Annotated in this window: 21 protein-coding genes; 17 read left to right on the top strand and 4 right to left on the bottom strand. The window is 36.0% G+C overall.

What is annotated here, in order from left to right:
• Positions 1-299 precede the first annotated feature (299 nt).
• Both VSA01S_RS09775 and VSA01S_RS09770 read right to left on the bottom strand, forming a co-directional pair.
• The gene (locus VSA01S_RS09775; protein ID WP_039983064.1) at positions 300-1892 is read right to left on the bottom strand and encodes a hypothetical protein; all 1593 of its coding nucleotides are present in this window, start codon (positions 1890-1892) and stop codon (positions 300-302) included.
• A gap of 342 nt (positions 1893-2234) precedes the next feature.
• Positions 2235-3899, bottom strand: a complete 1665-nt coding sequence (locus tag VSA01S_RS09770; protein WP_039983063.1) for a metallophosphoesterase — start codon at positions 3897-3899, stop codon at positions 2235-2237.
• Between the two features lie 707 nt (positions 3900-4606).
• Here VSA01S_RS09770 and VSA01S_RS20555 point away from each other — a divergent pair.
• The 4 genes from VSA01S_RS20555 (at position 4607) to VSA01S_RS20550 (ending at position 7404) form a co-directional block, all read left to right on the top strand.
• Positions 4607-4789, top strand: a complete 183-nt coding sequence (locus VSA01S_RS20555; RefSeq protein WP_371860786.1) for a hypothetical protein — start codon at positions 4607-4609, stop codon at positions 4787-4789.
• 31 nt (positions 4790-4820) lie between these two features.
• Positions 4821-5246, top strand: a complete 426-nt coding sequence (locus tag VSA01S_RS09760; RefSeq protein WP_039983062.1) for a GNAT family N-acetyltransferase — start codon at positions 4821-4823, stop codon at positions 5244-5246.
• Positions 5247-5586: 340 nt separating this feature from the next.
• On the top strand, positions 5587-6876 hold the full coding sequence (locus tag VSA01S_RS09755; RefSeq protein WP_039983061.1) for a diguanylate cyclase domain-containing protein: 1290 nt from the start codon (positions 5587-5589) through the stop codon (positions 6874-6876).
• 234 nt (positions 6877-7110) lie between these two features.
• On the top strand, positions 7111-7404 hold the full coding sequence (locus tag VSA01S_RS20550; protein WP_145993911.1) for an ASCH domain-containing protein: 294 nt from the start codon (positions 7111-7113) through the stop codon (positions 7402-7404).
• Between the two features lie 86 nt (positions 7405-7490).
• Here VSA01S_RS20550 and VSA01S_RS09745 read toward each other — a convergent pair whose 3' ends face one another.
• A complete protein-coding gene (locus tag VSA01S_RS09745) occupies positions 7491-7967 on the bottom strand; it encodes an Lrp/AsnC family transcriptional regulator (RefSeq protein ID WP_039983060.1) in 477 nt (158 codons plus the stop codon).
• Positions 7968-8119: 152 nt separating this feature from the next.
• On the opposite strand from VSA01S_RS09745, the gene VSA01S_RS09740 reads away from it, so the two are divergent.
• From VSA01S_RS09740 to VSA01S_RS09725, 4 genes are all read left to right on the top strand, one after another.
• Positions 8120-9166 (top strand): diaminopropionate ammonia-lyase, encoded by a 1047-nt coding sequence (locus VSA01S_RS09740; protein ID WP_039983059.1) that lies wholly within the window; start codon positions 8120-8122, stop codon positions 9164-9166.
• Positions 9167-9786: 620 nt separating this feature from the next.
• The gene (locus VSA01S_RS09735) at positions 9787-10707 is read left to right on the top strand and encodes an arginase (protein ID WP_050567443.1); all 921 of its coding nucleotides are present in this window, start codon (positions 9787-9789) and stop codon (positions 10705-10707) included.
• Between the two features lie 146 nt (positions 10708-10853).
• Positions 10854-11159 (top strand): hypothetical protein, encoded by a 306-nt coding sequence (locus VSA01S_RS09730; protein ID WP_145993910.1) that lies wholly within the window; start codon positions 10854-10856, stop codon positions 11157-11159.
• Positions 11160-11437: 278 nt separating this feature from the next.
• Positions 11438-11734: a YkgJ family cysteine cluster protein gene (locus VSA01S_RS09725; RefSeq protein WP_039983057.1), complete on the top strand. Its 297-nt coding sequence runs from the start codon at positions 11438-11440 to the stop codon at positions 11732-11734.
• 178 nt (positions 11735-11912) lie between these two features.
• Here VSA01S_RS09725 and VSA01S_RS09720 read toward each other — a convergent pair whose 3' ends face one another.
• Positions 11913-12161 carry a hypothetical protein gene (locus VSA01S_RS09720; RefSeq protein WP_039983056.1) on the bottom strand — a complete coding sequence of 83 codons (249 nt, stop codon included), beginning with the start codon at positions 12159-12161 and terminating at the stop codon, positions 11913-11915.
• 893 nt (positions 12162-13054) lie between these two features.
• On the opposite strand from VSA01S_RS09720, the gene VSA01S_RS19980 reads away from it, so the two are divergent.
• From VSA01S_RS19980 to rbsK, 9 genes are all read left to right on the top strand, one after another.
• Positions 13055-13201: a hypothetical protein gene (locus VSA01S_RS19980; protein ID WP_167325150.1), complete on the top strand. Its 147-nt coding sequence runs from the start codon at positions 13055-13057 to the stop codon at positions 13199-13201.
• Positions 13202-13275: 74 nt separating this feature from the next.
• On the top strand, positions 13276-13407 hold the full coding sequence (locus VSA01S_RS09715; RefSeq protein ID WP_371860785.1) for a hypothetical protein: 132 nt from the start codon (positions 13276-13278) through the stop codon (positions 13405-13407).
• A 484-nt stretch (positions 13408-13891) separates the two neighbouring features.
• A complete protein-coding gene (locus VSA01S_RS09710) occupies positions 13892-14287 on the top strand; it encodes a hypothetical protein (RefSeq protein ID WP_227739660.1) in 396 nt (131 codons plus the stop codon).
• A gap of 284 nt (positions 14288-14571) precedes the next feature.
• Complete coding sequence (locus tag VSA01S_RS09705; RefSeq protein ID WP_050567442.1) at positions 14572-16677, top strand: leukocidin family pore-forming toxin; 2106 nt, start codon at positions 14572-14574, stop codon at positions 16675-16677.
• Between the two features lie 524 nt (positions 16678-17201).
• A complete protein-coding gene (rbsD, locus tag VSA01S_RS09700; protein WP_039983054.1) occupies positions 17202-17621 on the top strand; it encodes a D-ribose pyranase in 420 nt (139 codons plus the stop codon).
• A 23-nt stretch (positions 17622-17644) separates the two neighbouring features.
• Entirely contained in the window at positions 17645-19150 is a 1506-nt protein-coding gene (gene rbsA, locus VSA01S_RS09695) for a ribose ABC transporter ATP-binding protein RbsA (RefSeq protein ID WP_039983053.1), read from the top strand.
• Positions 19147-20130 (top strand): ribose ABC transporter permease, encoded by a 984-nt coding sequence (gene rbsC / locus VSA01S_RS09690; protein ID WP_039983052.1) that lies wholly within the window; start codon positions 19147-19149, stop codon positions 20128-20130. Before rbsA ends, rbsC begins: the two co-directional genes overlap by 4 nt.
• A 128-nt stretch (positions 20131-20258) precedes the next feature.
• Positions 20259-21137, top strand: coding sequence for a ribose ABC transporter substrate-binding protein RbsB (rbsB, locus tag VSA01S_RS09685; protein ID WP_039983051.1), 879 nt, complete (start codon positions 20259-20261; stop codon positions 21135-21137).
• Between the two features lie 212 nt (positions 21138-21349).
• Positions 21350-22270 carry a ribokinase gene (rbsK, locus tag VSA01S_RS09680; RefSeq protein ID WP_039983050.1) on the top strand — a complete coding sequence of 307 codons (921 nt, stop codon included), beginning with the start codon at positions 21350-21352 and terminating at the stop codon, positions 22268-22270.
• The last annotated feature ends 10 nt before the right edge of the window (positions 22271-22280 follow it).

Raw genomic sequence — 22280 nt, 5'->3', positions numbered from 1 at the left:
TTCGAACAGCGATTAGCAGAAATCTTAAAACGCGATCATGAATTGCTAGAGCTTTATACTAAACACCTATATTAAAATCATTAGATTTACTTTGAGTTGAAATCTGAAATAGAGCGGCGGTTTGGCCGCTCTCGTCATAGGGGTTCTATCCAAATTAAATTGAGCGGGATAATTTATGTCCAAATTTTATTCAGTGGTTCTTGAGAAAGTTTTTAGACTTCAATAGATAATCCACCTGCCATTAAAGCAGTGAACAATGACTCCTGTCACAAATATTATGATGTTTACGATAGAACTTTCTATCTTTCACTGACACAAACGAGGCCATGCTTAGTACCAAGTTTATTTTTTATTCTATATCTTTTAGAGTCCATTTTCGTTGGTAAGAAATTAAGTTGCCAGATAAAGCTAGAACGTGGTCCATCTGATGACAGAAAATATTGACGCTCTAAGGTATTTAGAAGGTCTGCCTCACTTAAATAACCCCAAAGTACTTGATACTCCTCCTGTGTTGCGAGGTGGGTGTTGGGGAGGTGACATTGATTTCGAATACCCCAACCGTTGTCTTCTTCATTGAGAAGTAGGGAATTAAGAATAGTAAATTTTTTGTTATCGATAACATAGCTTGATGATTCAGCAAAATCATGACGAGGTATTTTTATCGTTGCAAACTCGTTTGAGGTAACCTCGGATGCCCTTATAAAAACAGGGCAGTTGGGAACGGTATCATACTTTAACGTTATTTCTCCTCCAATATTATTGATTTCCTTTTCCCATTCACAAGCAGTGATTACTTGAAAATCGACCTCAGTTTGAGTGCTATCAGCTCCGAGAAAATGGATAAAAACTTTATTTTGCTGCGCCCCAGTGGTTGCTTCCATACGGTAATCTAATAAAACCTCTGGTGGATTATATGGCGTGATTGTTTTACGCTCTTCCTCTGTTGTCATTAACGGGATAATATATTTAGCAAAATAATCAGCAAAACCATACGTCATTCCACTGGTATGACTGAAACCATGGGCGTGTGCTATCTCGTGAAACCAAGTTCGGTAAAATCGTTCTGAATAGGCATTGTCAGGATTTAGTATCGAGTGCCAACTGGCTGCCCATCCTCTTGTATTGGTGAGATATTGGTTGAGTTTTACGCTTCTTCCTGCTCCAACTCCTTCTGAGCGGTAGCGATTACGCATAACCTTTAAAGCTAAATTATGATCTTGTCCACCGAAAGCGAGTAGGTTTCTAATACCATAGGGCAATTGAATATCATTATAGTTACTACAACGTGAAGGTTGGTTTGTGCAACGATCTATCATAAATTGTTCTATTAACTCGGAGTACTGCCTGGTATTGCTTAACTTATGCGTGATCGCAATCATATTTTTGATTGTCTCTTTTTGTTCTAAGTCTGGATAGCTATAGCAAGTTTCTGAGAGATCTTGTGGAGCATTACAATCTTCTTCGTTATAAGGACCTAGATTTACTCTTGGTAAAAAGATATTCCCTTGGTAAACAAATTCGGGATTGTCGACTGGAAATTTGTCAAAGGTAACAGTAGCTGAACTAAAGGCCGGTATTTCAAGGTTTGACACTATTAATTCAAGCCCCGGTGATTGACTAACCTTTACAGGAAAAAACGTTGATGGGATTGGGGTGTTATTGGCAATTTCCCAAGTTGATTCATTGATTTTCTTTACGTGTATATCATTAAATCTAAATATATCCGGTGTTGTTTCTTTTGTAATGGTCTCGACTAAAGCAATGTATATATTAATACTTTTCGTGTTGATAATTTCGTTGGCTCGATAAAACTTTAATGAAGGTTCTGTTGCCGTGACTGAAAAAGGATTGGATAAAGAGAAAAGCAAAGTGGTTAAAAGTAATGGTTTCATATGTCGTGTATCTCCTTCGTTGACTTGGTAACGTGTGGTTTGAATTAGAACGAAATTTAATCACTAAAGATATCGCTAGTTGTGCTTTTAATTTGCGTGTTGCATATCAAAGCTGCGCTTCGTTATTGATAAAGGTTCGCTTTGATGAAAACTGATCTCTTCCAGTCAGACGGAATTCTTATCTATGGTGCTTTCTAACTAGAAAATGCTCCAAGACGATTTAAATAGAGCCAATGTGAGTAGATTTTACGCTCTATTCTTATTTTCTTTATTATTTACGCATAAAAGAGGTGCTCAGGTGAGCACCTTTAATTTTTCGGAAAGCACAACTAATTTAACTAATTAAAAAGAAGGGTTATAATCACTGCAAATAAGCCTAATACCATTTAATGCAGTATCATCTCCACTTCCTTTAGAGTCTTCAACACGAGTAATAATCCCAGTCACAGCTTGATTATATGGGCATATATATTTTGATGTCCAAGCACCCCAGTCAGTATTCACTCCAGAAGAAATCACACTTTCATCCTTGCAAATGAGCTTTATGTTATTTGCAGATGTGTCATCTCCATCACCTTGCTCAGGTTCTATTTGCATAAAAAAACCTTTTACTGGATTATCATCACCATTACAAAATCTATCTGGACTCCAATCACCCCATTTAGAATATTTACTATATATTTTTGCATACTCATTACTATTATTGCTGGCACAGTATAATTCCACGTCATTTAATGCGGTATCATCATTATCTCCTTGCTCATGTTCACTTCGCAGCCGATAGCCAAAAACATATTCTCCATAAGAGCATTTAGATATATTTCCCCAACCTCCCCAATAGCCATCTGTTGCAGCTCTACTTCTATAAGTTTCTGAAGGAATGATGTTCCCAGAACGGATTTGCTCTATACAAGATTTTTTAGTTTGACCGCTAAAATCACATATCAGTGCACTTTCATTTTTATAAGGTTGATTGTAAGCTTCTGCACTTGTTTCGCCAATTTGATTAACTATGCCATCAAACCAGTGAGCATCATAATTTTCTGGTCTTGATAAATAGCCTCTATTATACCTTTTAAAGGCTATTTTCTTATTTACATCATCTATAGATATACTCCAAAAAATATTATGAAACGCTGCATTCATATTGACTAAAGCTACTCGAGAACCGTATTTATTCTCTAGAGAATAGTTTATTGAGTCTATAACAAAACCTGGGCTATTTTCTTCATAATCACAATGGTCACCTTCATACTTACAGTGATAATGCCCATGTAATATGGCAACTACATTTAGATTTTTAATTAAGTTATAGAACCTGTTATAGTTATTATATGATCTTAAGCCGTCAAAGCTATGGCCTACTATAATAATAGGTAAATCATCATTGACTTTACTCTTAACTCTTTCTAAATAACGAAGTGTATTCTCTGCTCCTATAGCATTATGTAGTTGTATTAAATATGCAGATTCAGTATCAGAACCATTTGATAGTGATACAGTGTAGTAGTAAGCATCCGAATTTCTGCAATAATGTTTCGGCTCCTTATTAAAAAAGGAACAATCCCCTCCATCAATAGGGGCTTTCCACTGATCAAATATTTCCCAGCCTCGCAAGGCTAGGTTTTCACCATCATGTAACTCATCATAACTATCAAAGCTAGTTTCATCATCAGCTAAATCTTTAGAATCATGGTTCCCTAGGCCATCTAATACTTTAATTCCGTATCTCTCCATACTTTTATGAGCGTTGCCATACGTAGTTCTACCATCTCCGTCCATTGTTAAGTCACCAGCTATAGGAATAGCTTTCACACAATCCAAACATTTAGCTGCTAATATCGCGATGTCTCGCATTGTATTTTCTGCACGAGCAGTTCCTGATTCGTCAGACCAACCAAACTGTGGATCAGCTATTGCAAAAAAGTTTATATTCTTCGCTTGAAGGCTATTTGAAACTATCCCTAGAACAGCGAATAAAAAAGCTTTTTTTATATTATTAAACATATATCCTTTTAAACCCTAAGTTTTTTCAACGTATTAATTTATTAACCTATTAACGTTAGCTTAACAATTGAAGGCGATGATTATTAATTCTAGTTTTGTTACTTATGTCTCTATTTATCAGCAATTATTGAAAAACTTATGCTGTTTATAAATATAAAGATATTTGGGTCTGTTGAAAATTTTGGTCGAATCTCAAATTGGTAGATGTATGTTAATGTATCTGTCTGATTTTTTTATTTTAAAATCCTGGTTTTTCTCATTTCAGATTTATCGAATGTCGTAAGAACTTCCAATTTGATTACGTTTACGAAGCCCGAAAATCAGAGATTAAAGAAAAAAGTATAGACATGGGCATGCTGAAAAAAACAATGAATCAGTAATTTACGCATGAAAGGAGGTGTTTATCTGGATACCTCAGAAGTATTTTCATTTTTTGCAATAAAACTCTTCAACAAAATATCGATATAGTGATCTTTATCAGATATACAGACTGAATATCTTAATTTATGTTATTGAGCGTTATCCTCAATCCAATATAATTTGTATAAAAAGTATTATTTGAAGGAGACGTAAAGTGATATAGAGATAAAAGCTGGTGATTTTGAAATATTTTAGCTATATTTCAAGCAGATAATAGAAGGCCAAGAAACATATGCATTCGACTCTAAAATGACCTACGAGCAAGCTTTCGAATTATGGTGTACTGTATGGCCCCATTAAAAACATTTGTTTATGTAGAAGATGACCAAGTGCTAGAGAGTTACTATATAAGACAGAACGCACAAGGCCCAGTGGTCATATCTGCAACTTCGGTTACATGGTACAGAGTCAGTCTCGTGGTCAAGGTGGTGATTACCATTCACAATTTACTGGTTAACGTTGTATTATGAAAACTAAAACTTTCAATAATATGGATGAACAATGAGAATAGAAATCACAACTTCTCCAAGTAAGAATGATCTTGCAACAATAAGTAAAGGAATCCAATCCTTTAATCAGAAATATATACCTGATGATGTGGTATTTGAGCCAGACACAAAATTTGCAGCTTTTGCTAAGGATAATGATGGAAATGTATTAGGTGGCATTCGGGCTTGTGCTTTTTGGAACTATTGTATTCTAGAGCTATTATGGTTATCTGATGATATCCGAGGTCAGGGAATTGGTAACCAATTAATGGATGCGGCCGAAACCTTTGCTAAAGAACAAGGATTTAGTTATATGCGGACTGAAACACTCAGCTTTCAAGCAAAACCTTTTTATGAGAAGCGTGGTTATAAGGTTTTTGGTGAGTTACCTGATTACCCTGAAGGACACATAACATATTGCCTGGTAAAAGAGTTATAGTAAGTCCTCCTTTTCTTCTTATCGCTTTTATCCACTAACCCCCTTTGACCTATTAAAAAATATCTGATTGAGCTGAAAACTAAGCGTTCATTGCGTCGCGTGAAGCATGACTTGGATTGCTTCCTCTGTGACTACTTTTGAGGCAAGGCATTTTGAGCGGTGGCCTTATTCAAAAGGGCTTGAGCGGACGTTTTATTCCGATGTTGGCTTAGGCAGTAATCAATAATATCACTGTATTGTCGATAGAACTAACAAGAGTCATGCCTAAAAATACTAAATCATCATTGCTAAGGCGCTGCTAGTATTATGAACAAAGAACCGTTTAAAGTAGCAAGAACGCATGACGATAAACTTAAATAATGAAGAGACGCTATACCATTCTACGACACGTCGTTATTTACTGGCAGTCCTCATTATTGCTCTCCTTTCGAGCTCGGCCTTTTACGCCCTTCATTCTGCGTTATCAGGTTCCGAGGCAACTGCTTATATGGTCAACCTCTCTGGTAGGCAGCGTATGCTGAGTCAGCATATTGCTTTGGAAGCACACCGTTTGCACCAGAGCTATCAAGCAGGAGTGGCGCTTACTGAACAAAAGCTTTCTCAAATTGATAAAGATATTTTTAGCATGAGGCAAGCCAATCGACAATTGTCTTCAGGAGTGCTCTCAAACAATAAAACAGTAGACTTATCCAGCACAATCCGAGAAATATATTTTGGTGAAATGGATCTTTATAAGCGGGTAAATAACTATCTAGATATTGCTCAAAAGTTCAAAACGAGTTCAGTAAGTGGGGATAGGCTGTTTTACTTAAGTTTGATAGATAGTCAATCTGAGCAACTCCTCAAAGATCTTCACATAGCAGTCCAGCAGTACCAATTTGAAGGTGAGGAAAGTTTGTCGAGGATTGGAGATCTTGAGTTGTTTGTTTGGATAGCAACTATAGCAGCACTAGTTTTGGAAGTGTTGTTCATTTTTAGGCCAATGGTAAAAATAATTATTCTATCCCGTAGGAACCAAGAGAAAACCCTTGAAAGTCTTGAGGAAATTATTGAGCTACGTACTTTGAAACTTGAAATAGCAAACGAAAAACTTAAAGAAGTAGCCACTCACGATCCTCTGACCAAACTTAAGAACAGGCTGACTTTGGAAAATGATATTGAAATGCTGATAAAATGGAGCAAAAAAAATCATTTGCCCTTTGCACTAGCAGTAATTGATATCGATTTTTTCAAAGAGGTTAATGATAGCTTTGGTCACTTAGCAGGTGACTATGTGTTAAAAGAGCTTGCCACACTCATGTTGGGAATAACGCGAGACTATGATCATCTTTATCGAGTTGGAGGAGAAGAATTTATATTGGTGTTAAACAAAGTCAAAGCTGGTGAAATGATAGCCATACTTGAAAAGCTTCGTTCTGCGGTAGAAAAGCATAAATTTGATTATGATGGGAAAGGCATCGATATTACGGTCAGTATAGGGGCTTATCATAGTACTCAGCTTCACTTAACACGTGTTCAAGACATTATTCGAGTTTCTGATCAGGCTCTCTATGCAGCTAAGAATTCTGGACGAAACTGTGTTCGAGTAGCACTATATGAAAGCGTGAAACCTGAACTTCAACATATCTAAACAAAAAGGTGCTTTGGGCACCTTTGCCACAAGCTGATATAGATCTTAAATGACAGCAGTTATCAGATCGAAACCAGACTTCTACGTTTAAAGACATCGACTGTGAATTGAATGCACAAATTATCATTACTAGCTGTATGAGGTATTTTGAGCACTCAGGAAGTTCATTTTTCGCTAGCACTAAGCTGAAGCTTGCTTACATTATGTAAACTTTCAGACAAAAACATAATCAATATGAGGCAATCAATAGCTGTTTATTTCATAGAATACTCAGTTGGTAATTATTGGATAGTTCTTGATAGCAATAGTGAGCCTAGGTTAATACTCAAGACGGTTAAAACTGAAATTCACAAGTTTTTGGATGTTCCAGAGTATATTGTTATAGCAGAAAGAGAGGGCGATTTGAGTCTTGAATATTGGAGAGAGGCGCATACAAAGTTTTATGAACCTCATTTATCTTCTTGGCACCTCGATCATATTAATGACTCTCATGTGATTACTGAATTTTTTGAGTTAGTCTGGAAGTAAACTTAGTGCAGTGGAAGAGTGCAATCGATACTTGTTTGAGCTGTGATATTGGCACCAGAATTCACAGCAGGCCAAATCCCACATTTCTATAATGCCCTTGGTTCAATCATTACATCCAGCCCAACCTTATTACGTCTCATCACTACATTAGTTTTGAACCTCCTGATATTTGGATCATCGAAAAATAGTTTATGAGTTAATAACTCGAAGTCCTCCATATCTTTCGCCAAGCAAATCAAGGCAAAGTCGGCCTCTCCAGTAATGTAGTAACACTGCTGTACTTGTGGTTCATTAATCATTCTTTTACGAAATTTATCTAGCATATCGGAACGTTCTCTATTCATTTCGACTAAAACTAGAAAGGTCATTTTCCATCCCAGTTTATCTGGGTCAAGAACAGATACATCTCGCAAAATGACTCCACTATCTCTTAAACGTTTTATACGCCTTTGTACAGTAACTATTGATAAGCCTACTTCATCGGCAATCAGATCGAGAGATGAACGGCAATTTTCCTGAAGAATAGAGAGTATTGCTAAATCATTTTTATCGAGTTCTATCATAACTTTTCCTCGGTTATGCGTATATTTATATGATCTTATCACTTTTGGCTTGATTTTGAGGTATAGATATCAAATATATAAAGAATAATGATCTATTGGTGTTACTTAAAAAGGTTAAGCTATAAAAAATTACATCAGAAATGGGATTTTAGATGAGTAAGCTAACCGTAGATTATAGAAACATATCGTGTCCAATGAAGCCACTGTTATGGCTGACAAACTGTACAGATTATGAGCCAACTCCATTGATTGAACTTGCTTCTCTTAGTGAGGCCATAGGCAGCTCAACTTTATTTATCAAAAATGAAACTAATAGAATGGGCCTCGGTTCTTTCAAGGCTCTTGGAGGAGCGTATGCCGTTTTTTCACTGGCTGAAGAAAAACTGGGACGGATTTTGAAAAGGAATCCCAGCCCAAAAGAGGTAATACAGCTAAGTCATGATTATTTGAAAGAAGAAATCATTTGCTGTGCGTCAGCAGGAAATCACGGTCTTTCCGTCGCAAAAGGAGCAACTATTCTCGGATTGAAGTGCGAAGTATTCATCTCTGAGCATGTTCCTAGTGTATTTGAAAAGCGTTTGCAGCAAGTAGGAGCGAAAGTAATTCGTGCGGGAATGACCTATGAGGAATCAATGAGTAACGCTTTGTCTCGCTCACAAGTCGATAAAGTCAGTCTTATTACAGATTCATCATGGGTCGGTGAAACTTATTATCCTTCTTTAGTCATGCAGGGGTATTCGGTACTGGCTCAGGAAATGTTAGACGAGTTTAAACGATTAACTCAATGGCCGACACACGTTATTTTACAAGCTGGCGTGGGAGGTATGGCAGCGGCTATAACACAACATATACGAGACAAATGGCCTGTACAACCTGAAATTATGGTGGTTGAACCCGAATGGGCAAATTGCTTACAACAGAGTGTTAAAAATGGCGTCATAACTTCTGTAAAAGGGGCAGTTTCAAATATGGGGAGGCTAGATTGTAAAGAGCCTTCAATCTTAGCATTTGATATACTTAAGAGCGGAGCAAACCGTTTTGTTACTATTACAGATGAACAAGCAACAGAGGCTAAAAATATGCTTTGTAAATTTGGTATTAACACAACAACATCGGGGGCTGCTGGGTTAGCTGGCCTAATGTTTTCGACTATTCCAAGTAATGCTAGACCATTAATCATTGTTACTGAGACTCAATGAAGATAGCTTTGAAAAGCATCATTTAGACATAGCCAGCAATTCATTATGACTACCTCATTCACAGGTATACACATAAAATACAGAGTTTCACTTATTAATCGCTTAGGCTTAATTTATATGATGTTTTTAATCCGACTCTATTAGACCTGAGTAAAGATTGATATTAAAGTTAGATCCTTTACTCATTCATACCTTGTTAATATTTATTTAAAAATCCTGAAGTTTGTTGAAGCTAATGGCAATATTAGTTCATTATACTGTGTGATTAGCTAAACCATACCTCTTTTGTAAAGGGTTAAAAATTGCACAAATAAATACATTTCTCACAACTGCGAATTGTCGTATATAATAGAGCACTATTAAAAAGAATTTTTCAAATAATAGCTGATCACACAAGCTATAAACTCAATTGAAAATATTCTTATGAAAGTTATAAGGATAATATTTTGATTTATCTATTAATAATGGAGCTTTAAATCTGGATATATCTTAAAAATACAACAACTCGTATGATTAAATTAGCCTTGCTTTTTATAGGTCATTAATCTGTTTTTATAAAAATATATAAACCAAAAGATATTTATTGTCTAAATTATACTTAGCAGATGGAGGAAAGCGACATGGAAGTTAAAAATAAATTCGAAAATGCTCTCATTGTAGAATGTGAATTAGGAGGTCCTCATAGTGGTTCAGCGATGGCTGGAAGAGCATTTTTTTCACAGTTTGATAAGCAAATAAATGTGGTAGATACGATAAAAACGCCGATAAGAGAAATAAGAAAGAGTAATACACCTGATGCTCATTATTTAAAAGATATCAACAGCTGTTTGCGAGATATTTCTGAGGCTGTTGTAAATCACTATGAAAATACTCCCGATACACGATTATTAGTTATTGCTGGTGATCACAGTACGGCAAGTGGAACATTGGCTGGTCTTCAAACCGCTTATCCTAATAAGACAATTGGCACAATCTGGATAGATGCTCATGCAGATATACATTCTCCTTATACTAGCCCAAGCGGTAATGTACATGGTATGCCTGTTGCCGCTGCTGCTTCTGATGATCATATCGCTTTTATGCAAAATAATATTGATGACGAAACAAGAGCTTTATGGGAGGAAACAAAAGATATCTGTCGTAAAACTATTAACTACGATAATTTAGTTTATATTGGAATTCGTGATTTAGAAAAAGTTGAGTGGGATATAATTAAAGAGCATGGGATATCTTATTATAGTGTTAGTACTGTTGAATCTACAGATAGTGCTAAATTATGCGATTTAATACTAAGAAAATTAGATAACTGTGACTTAATCTATATTTCATTCGATATTGATTCTCTAGATAAAAGTATTGTACCAGGGACAGGAACACCTGTAGATAATGGTTTGTCATTAGAAAGTACTAAGAAATTGTTAAGCCTTTTATGTAAAAACGAAAAAATAAAAATCTTAGAGGTCGTAGAAATAAATCCATTACTTGACTCATACAATAAAACTGCGACAACAATATCAAAAATGATTTCAGAAGTAATCTAACTGATAGTTTATTATATAATACCCAATATGGAAATATTATAATGTATACAATGAAGTACCTTATTAAAGAAAATAAAGGATTATATCTAAATTCAGTTGATACTTCTGCCATAATAAAATGCTTTGAGTGTTGTAGGTATAGATATATGCAAGATGAAATGGGTATCGATATATTTACTCATTCTTTACAAGGGATAACATATCAAGTTCATCATTTTTCTGTAGATATACATGAAGAATGTGATTTTATTAACAATACTATTGATGTTACATGCAAATTAAAGGTCAGTGATGAAGTCGGTATACTTCACTTTGAACAGCACATATTAACTAATGATAAACAAAACATAACAGGTAATTTCTTTATTCATATATCAGATGAAAATATAGAATTATTAAAGAAAATTCCAACTAAAGTTAAATTCACCAATAATGTCATATTTATTAACTAAGTTATTTTTATAATTTATAAAAATAACTTATACTTAATTCCGGATTCTATCTATTGTCTATGATTATCCAGCTCAAATCGAGCTGGATGATTTATAAATCAAAGCTATCAAAATTTTTATTTGTGTTTTTTGTTAGAGTATGAGTGCGAAAAATAGGTTTTATTTCATATAAAGTAAGAAATTTTGACTGTGTAGATTGTGAGTATTCTTTGCTCCATAATTTTCCTCAACCTACCGATTTTAGGGTATCATACGGGATTTACTAAACTTAAGTATTTATGAATATACCTATTATTACCGTGCCCAACCTCTCCTCAGACATATCTTGCTCAAACTGTAAAGCATGCTGTTGTCGTCTGGAAGTTATGATAATTTCTGATACCGGAGTACCAGAACAGTTTATTAAACGGGATCAGTATGGTGGTGAGACAATGCTACGTTTACATGATGGATGGTGTGCAGCGTTAGATCGCGATAGTTTAATGTGCACCATTTATGACAGACGTCCTTGGATATGTCGTGAGTTTGAAATGGCTTCAAATGAATGCCTAGATGAACGAGTTAAGTTTATTTAAATCGATTTTAGTGATGTAATGTATGCAAATGCCCACTGAACATCTTTAACTTTATCAAGCTCAAAGCATAGCACTACCCAGATAGTGAGTATCATTACACACTTCAAGTGCTTTGTAGAAAAGATGGAGAGCTTTGAGCTGAGATCAATAGAAACCCTAAAAATCGCCAATTCTTAAACTAATAAAGTAACCAGTCAGTAGCATAAACGACGACTACGACGAGGACGGTAACCAGAATAGTAAAGAGTCCCATCATAGCGATTTTCTTCTTAAAGGTTGGCTTATTAAACTCTGCCCCTTCTTCTGCTCTGACTCTTTTATCTTCATCAAAATGCCACTTTATAGCTAAGTAGCCACCAATACCTAATATAATAAGCTTAAAAGCTCCTGCAAAGTATGGAAAGAAATTGGCCCACATATCGTTCATTATTTAACTCCATCAAATAAATAGTGGTTTATAATTGTATGATTAAAGATTCATGCTTGTTGTGTAATATTGAAAACATGGAATTTTTCACTTTAAACGCTATTTGAAATTATGCAAAACTTTAATGAAAAAAACAATCTTGATTTTTGGATTTTAAGTTTTTATTTATATGAGCACTCAACCAAAACAGGGTATAAATTTTCGTATATATGCACACCTTTACTTGAAGCTAATTTTTGGATTGTGTCACTAAAATTTAATAGCACAACATTATCTTTGCATAGACTCCGATAACATCGCCAAGCCTTTATATTTCTATTGTTCCATAAATTTTTAGATACGCCAATTAGGTTAATAGATACCAAAAGGAAGATAACAAGGCGCAATATTTTAACTATAAAAATATAATTTTTGTCTTGAGTATTAACAATGTGTGCTCAAACGCTAAATTGACGTATTTAGGCCTTGTTCTAAGTTGCTGATTTGTAGTGAAAAGCAAAATAAAGGGAAGAAATGTATATCTATTTTCCTCATACCGTGTATAGTGGGGCAGCTTACGCAATGAGCTTTTGATAAATTATTTAGTCCAAGAGTTTCTCAGTTTTCTTTCGAATTTATTCGTCATATTTACCTTGTGATACCTTTTTCTTTATTCCTTATTTAGTTGCTTTTTCTAAATCTGAATATCAAGTAAATATTACTTTATCAAAGTTAATACCTCTAGTCAGCTTGCATTAGTTAGCTAGAAAATGATGTTATATAAGGTTATTTTCTCCCTAGAGTATGTAATACCTGCATTGAATCTTTAAGATTAAAAATGTAGGAGAAATAACAAATTTACAAGATATGTTATTATAAAACAGTTATGTCTTGTAGGTTGAGGAGTACAATCTATGAAAAGAAAATCTGGCCCTAAATCTGAATCAGAAAACATCAATCGTCATGAGAGTGAAGAGCGTAGAAAAGATATTCATGAGATAAGAAAGAAAATCGAGAATATGTTATTGGAACGAGAACAGAAAAAGTTGTGGGAGTTGTAAACCAAATGAGAAAACTAGGAAGAAAATCAAGTAATAAAAGTCGGAAAAGTAATTTTGAAGAGAGGTTTTCTTTAATGGTCGCTGACTACAACAGCGCCAAAGAAGTGCTTGATTCTATGAATGAAGATGCTCCAGAATACGCTAAGCAGAAAAAAAAGTGTGATAGCCTATTTGCTAACGCCGAACGATTTATCAACGCCAACTAATTAAAATTTCTTATAAAAATGTTCCATTTAAGCTATATCTTTGAACATTAAATACAACTTATCATAATAAATAATGATTGAATAAGGTGGCTATTTGGCCGCCTTTTTTAATGATAAGTGAAAATTCCATAATACATCGAGTACCTTACTATAACCTATGAAATATTGAAGTTAATACTCTAAATATAGAGCTTCAGTAACATTAAGCTACAACATCATGATTTAAAAAATGAAATAAACACCTTATTATCATTATCGGCAAGTTTATTATTTTTCCATGAGTTTTATAAGGGATGATACGGTAATTACAGCTATGTATAAAAGAGAGAAGATAGCATGTATTTATAATACCCTATTATATATTTTATTCTTTACTTGTGATTTTTAGATTCTTATCACGTTCCTTGGTTTACTTTTTGCCGCTTTTATCTCGGTACCCTACACTTGGTTTGGTTTTAAGTCATTGATAAAATTGGATTTAATTATGTTTAAGAAAGTTTTACTTTTGGGCGTTATTATTATCAGTTGTTCATTTGGAGCGTTGGCTGATACAACGTACGTATTTTGCGCCACAGTTGATGGTAACCAATGGGACTGGCTTTATGAAGATGACGGTAAATATACTAGTGTAGAAGGAGAGTGGGGACGATATGTATTCGACCCTAACCCTAATTTACCTCCGTTTTCTAGCTTTCGATATTTTGATATTGATCACGATCTTTACCGAACTCTCCAAAATCGATGCAATGAGAAAGGTATGGTTGCGCAGCCTGCAAGGAACCGTATCAGCGATTGGCAAATATTTCGTGTTAAGATGAAAGATGGTAATGTGTTTTTTGCTGAAGGGTTTTATACTATAGATTATGATTATCGTCTTTAGTCTGTTATTTAGTTAAATTTGATTATAGTAATATTTTTAGTGCCCCGCCTGTTATTATCTTTTAAATTTAATTTTATATCACAAAGCACATGAGAAATTAACAATAACAATAACAATAATATTGATGATTTTATTTATCAAAAGGATTGTTTTTAATTGTTGATGATTAAATTCGACTTGTGCTTTAAGCTTTAATGGAAAATTAAATTAAAATTCAAGAGGCTAGAGAAACTAAACTCTAGAATAATAGTGTTTTAATAATAAATGAGATTTTATAAGGTGTTATGAAGAGATTTCTGATAAAAGTGTTATTTTTTTTTACTTGTTTTGATTTATATGCTTTCAATGAGGGATTACACACATCATCGTACGAACTGGTAAGTGCAATACAAGCTAATAGGCAAGTTACTTATATTGATACGAATAAATGGTTAGATGAAGTCGATAGTTTTTCTATTCTTGATCAAATTAAGAAATCAGTATTATCTAATGAGGAATACTATATTTTTGATTTTGGTTCCATTCTTAATAGTATCGATCGAAATAAAGCAAAAGAAAAATTAAGAGATAGATTAGGCGTTTCATTTGAATTTGATATTTTAATGATCAGTCAATATAAGGGAGATTTATTATTTACACCAATTGAAAATACTGGGCAGTTAGAGTTAAATAAACTGATAGATAGTTTAAATCATAGGGCTAAAAGAGATACGCCTTTAAAATCGGCTAATGAAACTACAATTCCTCAATTATCTTTTTATCTTGCTGTTAACCGGCCTATTACAGAAAAGGAATGCACTTTTCGTATCTCTAACCTTTGGCTGAAAGGAGAACGGGTTTTTTGCGATGAGCCAAACATCTCACTGATCTATAGAGTTGTTTTAGAGCGCTCATTACCCTATGGAAGTGCTGGTTCAACGACACCAGACGCCAAGATTGTTCGTATTACTATCGACGACGAATCTACTGGTTCAGGTATTCATCTTAACGATAACTTAAGCTACTTTAAAACGACAAACGATAGTATTGTCCTTGATGGTTGGTTTAAAAACTGGTCAACAGATGCTATTGCACAAGATTACAAGTTTGAGTTTAATTCAAGTAATGATAAAGCTCAGATTTTAGTTGCAGCACCAAGGAGTAATATTAACTCTAACTATTCAATCACAGAGCGTGAGAGTTTTACGCTGGGAATACAAACCAGTGGAGAAGTAGATTCAGTCGGCCCTAAAGGTAAGGTGGAAGCAAATGGAAGCTACACACAAAGTAACTCATTAACTTTTGATACCCAAGATTATCAAGTTATTCGATCAACTCATAGTCCACAAGATGTAAGTTTTACTTGGTTACGAGAACAGTTCCAATCCTCAGAATCACTATTAAAATGGTCGACAGAAAGCATTTTACATGATCAATATCCAGTTGATATAAGCCGGATAAAGCCTATTAGTTTTGCTAATTTTGTTCCTAAAATGGATGTTATATTTGTAGCAAGCAGTAATGAAACAGGCCAAACAAACTTTACAATCGATACCTCAGTGAATATCAAGCCACTATATCATGGTGCTTATAAACATTACTATGTTTTAGGAAGTCATCAATCATTTCATGGTTTTGAAAATGATATTGAAAATCGAGTCAACAAAAAGGTTGGATTTACAGTTAATTGGGATAACCCTGTTTTTACTGGCGGTAGATTAGTAAAATTGCAACTGGGAAGCTTTAATAATCGCTGTATCGAAGTCAACTCAGGTAATGATTTGGTTTCTTCTGATTGTGATGAAAATAAAACATCTCAATCATTTATTTACGATAAGTTAGGTCGTTATACAAGTATCAATAATTTGGGCTACTGTATAGACGGTAATAATGCTATTGAGCTTGCCACTTGTAATATGAATTTGTCGCAACGCTGGAAGTGGGAGGATGACAGTGACAAATTAATAAATGAATATAACTCCTTGTATTTAGGTTACAGTAAGGGTGACGGAAATCTAGGGCTTTTTACGTCAGAAAATGACGATATAAGCTTAAGTTTTTTAACCTACTATTCTGAAAACTTTGGAGATATAGACATATTTCCAGATGAACTCAATGGTGCATCTATAGGGAAAAATGGAAAAATGATAACGTTCAAACTCCCTATTGGGCTTTTTGATGACAAAAATCGCATCGAAATATTGAATGGAGATGAGTCCCTTGTCTTAGTTTATGATCGGGCTCAATATTATATGCCATTTCTTCAAATGTCCGATGATGGTGAAAGTATGATTGTTTCACTTGATAGTTTTCTTTTTAATAAAGAGTTTATTAAAATTGCACTCTATGTAGTAGAAGAAGATGCCGAAAATGATCCTATCATAATGGCTAAAAGAAGACAGTCGCTTTGAACTAAAAGGTGATTGAGCAGAGTAATACCCCTTAGCCTGGTTTAGGAGCTTGTGTGGGTATTATTCTTTTATGGTGAATAATGATTATTATACCTAAACTTATTGATTGCAGATTCTAGATTCTATTTTGGGTAATGTTGCAAATATACCATCTTAAAATAACGTATGCATACTCTGAGTGTTTCATAAAAAAGGTAAGAAAAGTTTCATAAGTGAGCATGCTTATTTAAGTAGTAATGATTGATTGCTAACAACCTTTCATAACTTAAAATAAATTAACTTATCCTTGTGTTTTGTTGCCCATCGAAACGTTTCGACATTAAAAAATGTGACATTAATAACCTTTTATTAAAAAATTATTAGTTTATAAACGATCCTTCTCACACCTTGTAACCGTTATTCTAGCACTTTCCTTTAATCATTTTATTATGGCATCGAAACGTTTCGATGAGTTTTCTGTCAATTTATGGTTAAGCCAAGATGGACACTCACTTCTTTGAATGCGCCAATGAAAGGTTGATGGAATGAAAAAACATACCCTACTTAACTCAGAAATTTCTCATCTGGTGGCGACACTGGGTCATACCGACGAAATCACAATTTGTGATGCAGGCTTACCAATACCTGAGCATATAACACGCATTGACTTAGCGTTAACTCATGGAGTACCAGGTTTTATAGATACCGTTCGTGCGATTTTGTCTGAATCTCAAATTGAAGGAGTCATCATAGCGGAAGAATTTGCAACCGTTAGCCCTGAACACCATGAAATTTTGCTTGCAGAGTTAGCTCTAGAAAGCACATTAACAGGTAAGCAAATCAGCATTAATTACTTACCACATGAAGACTTTAAAGCTCGCACACAACAAAGTCGTGCAATCGTTCGTACCGGTGAATGCACACCTTACGCGAACGTAATCTTCCAAACTGGTGTGGTGTTTTAAGCCGAAATCATTGAGGATCAATTATGACTCAAGCCATATTACAACTGAGTGAAATCGAAAAATCCTTTCCCGGAGTAAAAGCATTAGATAAAGCCAGTTTAAATGTTTACTCAGGGCGTGTGATGGCACTCATGGGCGAAAATGGAGCCGGTAAATCCACCTTGATGAAAGTACTTACAGGTATTCATTCTATAGAAGCAGGCAGTATTCAATATCAAGGTCAAGTAGCAGGTTTTAAAGGCCCACGTGACTCTCAAGAAGCTGGTATAAGCATTATTCACCAAGAGTTAAATTTAATATCTGAGCTCACAATTGCAGAAAATATTTATCTTGGCCGAGAATTCACTAGTCCAATGGGACGTATTCTATGGAGCAAGATGTACAAAGAGGCGGATGAATTACTTCAACGACTTAATGTAAAGCATTCATCGAAAACTTTGCTTGGTGATCTAAGTCTTGGTGAGCAACAGATGGTAGAGATTGCCAAAGCATTGTCATTTGAATCCAAGGTCATCATTATGGATGAACCTACCGATGCATTGACTGATAAAGAAACAGAATCTTTGTTTAAAGTGATCAACGAACTGCGTGACCAAGGTTGCGGCATTGTTTATATCTCGCACCGATTAAAAGAAATCTTTGAAATTTGCGATGACATTACCGTGTTACGTGATGGTAAGTTTATTGCTGAATGCACCGTCAAAGATACTGATGAAGACGGACTCATTGAAATGATGGTTGGTCGTAAGCTAGAAGAGCAATACCCGCGAGTTGATGTCCACCACGGTGACGTTTGTCTAGATGTCATCGGTTTAACTGGTAATGGCATTAATAATGTCAGTTTCACTCTTAAACGTGGTGAAATTCTCGGTGTGTCTGGTTTGATGGGGGCGGGTCGAACAGAGTTAATGAAAATAATTTACGGTGCCTTACCCAGTGAACGCGGTGTGATTAGACTCAATGATAAAACCATCAATCCTACTTGTCCACAAGATGGCTTAGCAAACGGTATCGCTTATATTTCAGAAGATCGAAAAGGTGACGGCTTGGTGCTGGGGTTATCGGTCAAAGAGAATATGTCATTGTGCGCATTAGATAAGTTTAGCAAAGGCGTTCAAATTAAGCATGATGATGAAGTTATAGCGGTAGAAGACTTTATTAAGCTATTCAATATAAAAACTCCAACTCGTGATCAAATCATCGGTAACCTATCTGGTGGTAACCAGCAAAAGGTAGCCATTGCCAAAGGATTGATGACTCAGCCTAAAATACTCATTTTGGATGAGCCAACTCGTGGTGTCGATGTTGGTGCAAAGAAAGAAATTTACCAATTGATCAATAAATTTAAAGCGGCGGGTATGAGCATCATCCTAGTTTCCTCTGAAATGCCAGAAGTATTAGGGATGAGTGATCGCATCATGGTTATGCATGAAGGCCGAGTTACAGGCGAATTTGATGCGAAAGACGCTGATCAAGAAAAACTACTCGCTTGTGCAGTAGGTAAGAATATAAATGAGGAAGCAGCATGAGTATGAATGCTATGAGCAATGACAATGAAACTAGCAAGAAGAATTGGTTAACTAAAGAGTGGTTTATTGAACAAAAATCATTGATTGCGTTACTGTTTTTGATTGTTGTTGTATCGTTTTTAAATCCCCACTTTTTTACCGTAGATAATATTCTGAATATTCTTCGTCAAACCTCGATTAATGCAATCATAGCAGTAGGTATGACGTTGGTTATTCTGACCGCAGGTATAGATCTAAGTGTCGGTTCGGTACTTGCGCTTTGTGGTGCTTTCGCTGCCAGCATGATTGCCCTTGAAGTTCCTGTTCTTATAGCGGTTCCAACGGCATTGTTCGCAGGAGCAATACTCGGAGCGGTCAGTGGTCTAATCATTGCTAAAGGTAAAGTCCAAGCTTTTATTGCAACACTGGTTACTATGACGTTACTACGTGGTGTAACAATGGTTTACACTGATGGTCGTCCTATTTCAACTGGCTTTACTGATACAGCAGATGCTTTCGCCTGGTTTGGTACGGGCTATGCTTTGGGAATTCCAGTCCCTGTATGGCTAATGGTGATTGTGTTCGCTGCGGTTTGGTACTTACTTAATCACACTCGCTTTGGTCGTTATGTTTATGCACTTGGTGGAAACGAATCTGCAACACGCTTATCTGGTATTAATGTTGATCGGGTAAAAATGGGCGTATATGCCATCTGTGGTATGTTGGCAGCACTTGCCGGTATTATCGTAACTTCTCGCTTATCTTCAGCACAACCGACAGCGGGGATGGGTTACGAGCTCGACGCCATCGCGGCTGTTGTTCTGGGAGGAACGAGCTTGATGGGAGGAAAAGGCCGTATTATGGGGACGTTGATAGGTGCGTTGATTATTGGCTTCCTCAATAACGCGCTTAACCTTCTTGATGTATCTTCTTATTACCAAATGATTGCCAAAGCAGTTGTTATCTTGCTAGCAGTCTTAGTCGACAATAAAAACAAATAATTCACAGTGAGGGTGCGTTGGCCGTTTTTCCCGATACAACGGGGATACGCCAGGTACTTTCTTCAATCCTGAATACATACCGAGTCGGAGTATATGCGCTGGCTCACCCTACACAAAGGACTAGAACGATGAAAAAACTCGCAACTTTTATTTCTGCTGCTCTGCTTTCTTCAACGGTTTCGGTAGCTGCACAAGCTCAAGATACGATGGCGATTGTGGTGTCTACGCTGAATAACCCTTTCTTCGTGACGATGAAAGACGGCGCAGAAGCGAAAGCAAAAGAATTGGGGTACGATTTGATTGTATTAGATTCGCAAAATGACCCAAGCAAAGAGCTGTCCAATATTGAGGACCTCACAATTCGTGGTGTCAAAGCGATTCTGATTAACCCTACAGATTCCGATGCTGTGTCAAATGCGATTCGCATGGCCAACCGTTCTAACATTCCAGTGTTGACTCTAGATCGAGGAGCCAAGCATGGTGATGTAGTGAGTCATATCGCTTCTGACAACGCTGCTGGTGGCAAGATGGCTGGTCAATTCATCATGGAAAAAGTGGGTGAAAAAGCCAAAGTTATTCAGTTAGAAGGCATTGCTGGTACTTCAGCTGCTCGTGAACGTGGTGAAGGATTCATGTCTGCAGTACATGGCAGTAAAATGGAACTACTCGCAAGCCAACCTGCTGATTTCGACCGTACTAAAGGTTTGAATGTAATGGAGAACCTAATGGCTGCAAACTCTGATGTTCAAGCTGTATTTGCTCAGAATGATGAGATGGCATTAGGTGCTCTGCGTGCTGTTCAAGCGTCAGGTAAACAGGTATTTATCGTTGGCTTCGATGGTACAAAAGACGGTATTGCTGCAGTTAAGCGAGGCAAATTGGCGGCAACTATCGCTCAGCAACCCGATCTTATCGGTGCTTTAGGTGTAGAAACGGCAGATAAAGCATTAAAAGGTCAGAAAGTGGAGAATTACATTCCCGTTCCATTAAAAGTTATAACTCAGTAATTTTTCTTATACAGCGACGAGATGATCCAATAAATGGGTTGGATTATCTCTAGTCTAACTCACTTTTTAAGCAGACGGATACGAAGTAAAGGCTAAAAGAAATGAGTACAAATAGTCAGTTCAAACAGTAATACGCTTGCGTTTTTTTAAGAGCGCAAACCTATTATTTCAGTTTAAAAATAAAAGGTTCTTTTAGAACCAAGGATGACAGTATGAATAAGTTAGTGGTATTAGGCAGTATTAATGCTGACCATGTACTTCAAGTGCCTTCTTTTCCTCGCCCTGGCGAGACACTGCATGGTCGTAACTATCAGGTTATCCCCGGAGGTAAGGGGGCTAACCAAGCAGTCGCTGCAGCTCGATTAAATGCTGATATTGGATTTATTGCATGTGTTGGTGACGATTCATTTGGCATCAATATCCGTGAAAACTTTAAAGTAGATGGTATTGATATTTCGGGTGTCAAAATGCAGCCAAACTGCCCAACAGGTATCGCGATGATTCAAGTTTCAGACAGCGGTGAAAATAGTATCTGTATTTCAGCAGAGGCGAACGCAAAACTGACCGCTGAGGCAATTGAACCCGATCTAGAACGCATTCGACATGCAGATTATTTGTTAATGCAACTTGAAACGCCAATGTGTGGTATTGAGAAAGCTGCTCGAATAGCTAAAGAAATGAAAACCAATGTGATTCTTAACCCTGCTCCAGCTCGTGAACTTTCTGATGAATTGCTGGCCTGTATTGATATGATCACTCCCAATGAAACAGAAGCAGAAATCCTCACTGGTATTAAAGTATGTGATAACGACAGTGCTCAAGAAGCGGCGAATATCTTGCATTCAAAGGGCATTGAAATTGTGCTTATTACTTTAGGTGTAAAGGGAGCCTGGCTGAGTCAAAATGGCCGTGGGGTACTTATTCCAGGTTTCCGAGTTGATGTTACGGACACTACCGCAGCAGGGGATACCTTTAATGGTGCATTGGTTACTGGTTTATTAGAAGATATACCTTTAGAATCAGCAATTAAGTTTGCTCATGCTGCTGCTGCGATCTCAGTAACTCGCTTTGGAGCACAAACCTCTATCCCGAATCGCAAAGAGGTTGAGGTATTTTTAAATCAACATCAATAATTAAAGGAGT

The organism is Vibrio sagamiensis NBRC 104589 (assembly GCF_007990935.1).
GTDB lineage: Bacteria > Pseudomonadota > Gammaproteobacteria > Enterobacterales > Vibrionaceae > Vibrio > Vibrio sagamiensis.
Note: the sequence above shows the minus strand (reverse complement) of the source record. Positions and strands in the feature narration are given on the sequence as shown.

Coding starts and splice junctions, on each gene's coding strand:
- VSA01S_RS09775 (WP_039983064.1), bottom strand. CDS start 1,892: ATGAAACCATTACTTTTAACCACTTTGCTTTTCTCTTTATCCAATCCT.
- VSA01S_RS09770 (WP_039983063.1), bottom strand. CDS start 3,899: ATGTTTAATAATATAAAAAAAGCTTTTTTATTCGCTGTTCTAGGGATA.
- VSA01S_RS20555 (WP_371860786.1), top strand. CDS start 4,607: ATGGCCCCATTAAAAACATTTGTTTATGTAGAAGATGACCAAGTGCTA.
- VSA01S_RS09760 (WP_039983062.1), top strand. CDS start 4,821: ATGAGAATAGAAATCACAACTTCTCCAAGTAAGAATGATCTTGCAACA.
- VSA01S_RS09755 (WP_039983061.1), top strand. CDS start 5,587: ATGACGATAAACTTAAATAATGAAGAGACGCTATACCATTCTACGACA.
- VSA01S_RS20550 (WP_145993911.1), top strand. CDS start 7,111: ATGAGGCAATCAATAGCTGTTTATTTCATAGAATACTCAGTTGGTAAT.
- VSA01S_RS09745 (WP_039983060.1), bottom strand. CDS start 7,967: ATGATAGAACTCGATAAAAATGATTTAGCAATACTCTCTATTCTTCAG.
- VSA01S_RS09740 (WP_039983059.1), top strand. CDS start 8,120: ATGAGTAAGCTAACCGTAGATTATAGAAACATATCGTGTCCAATGAAG.
- VSA01S_RS09735 (WP_050567443.1), top strand. CDS start 9,787: ATGGAAGTTAAAAATAAATTCGAAAATGCTCTCATTGTAGAATGTGAA.
- VSA01S_RS09730 (WP_145993910.1), top strand. CDS start 10,854: ATGCAAGATGAAATGGGTATCGATATATTTACTCATTCTTTACAAGGG.
- VSA01S_RS09725 (WP_039983057.1), top strand. CDS start 11,438: ATGAATATACCTATTATTACCGTGCCCAACCTCTCCTCAGACATATCT.
- VSA01S_RS09720 (WP_039983056.1), bottom strand. CDS start 12,161: ATGAACGATATGTGGGCCAATTTCTTTCCATACTTTGCAGGAGCTTTT.
- VSA01S_RS19980 (WP_167325150.1), top strand. CDS start 13,055: ATGAAAAGAAAATCTGGCCCTAAATCTGAATCAGAAAACATCAATCGT.
- VSA01S_RS09715 (WP_371860785.1), top strand. CDS start 13,276: ATGGTCGCTGACTACAACAGCGCCAAAGAAGTGCTTGATTCTATGAAT.
- VSA01S_RS09710 (WP_227739660.1), top strand. CDS start 13,892: ATGTTTAAGAAAGTTTTACTTTTGGGCGTTATTATTATCAGTTGTTCA.
- VSA01S_RS09705 (WP_050567442.1), top strand. CDS start 14,572: ATGAAGAGATTTCTGATAAAAGTGTTATTTTTTTTTACTTGTTTTGAT.
- rbsD (WP_039983054.1), top strand. CDS start 17,202: ATGAAAAAACATACCCTACTTAACTCAGAAATTTCTCATCTGGTGGCG.
- rbsA (WP_039983053.1), top strand. CDS start 17,645: ATGACTCAAGCCATATTACAACTGAGTGAAATCGAAAAATCCTTTCCC.
- rbsC (WP_039983052.1), top strand. CDS start 19,147: ATGAGTATGAATGCTATGAGCAATGACAATGAAACTAGCAAGAAGAAT.
- rbsB (WP_039983051.1), top strand. CDS start 20,259: ATGAAAAAACTCGCAACTTTTATTTCTGCTGCTCTGCTTTCTTCAACG.
- rbsK (WP_039983050.1), top strand. CDS start 21,350: ATGAATAAGTTAGTGGTATTAGGCAGTATTAATGCTGACCATGTACTT.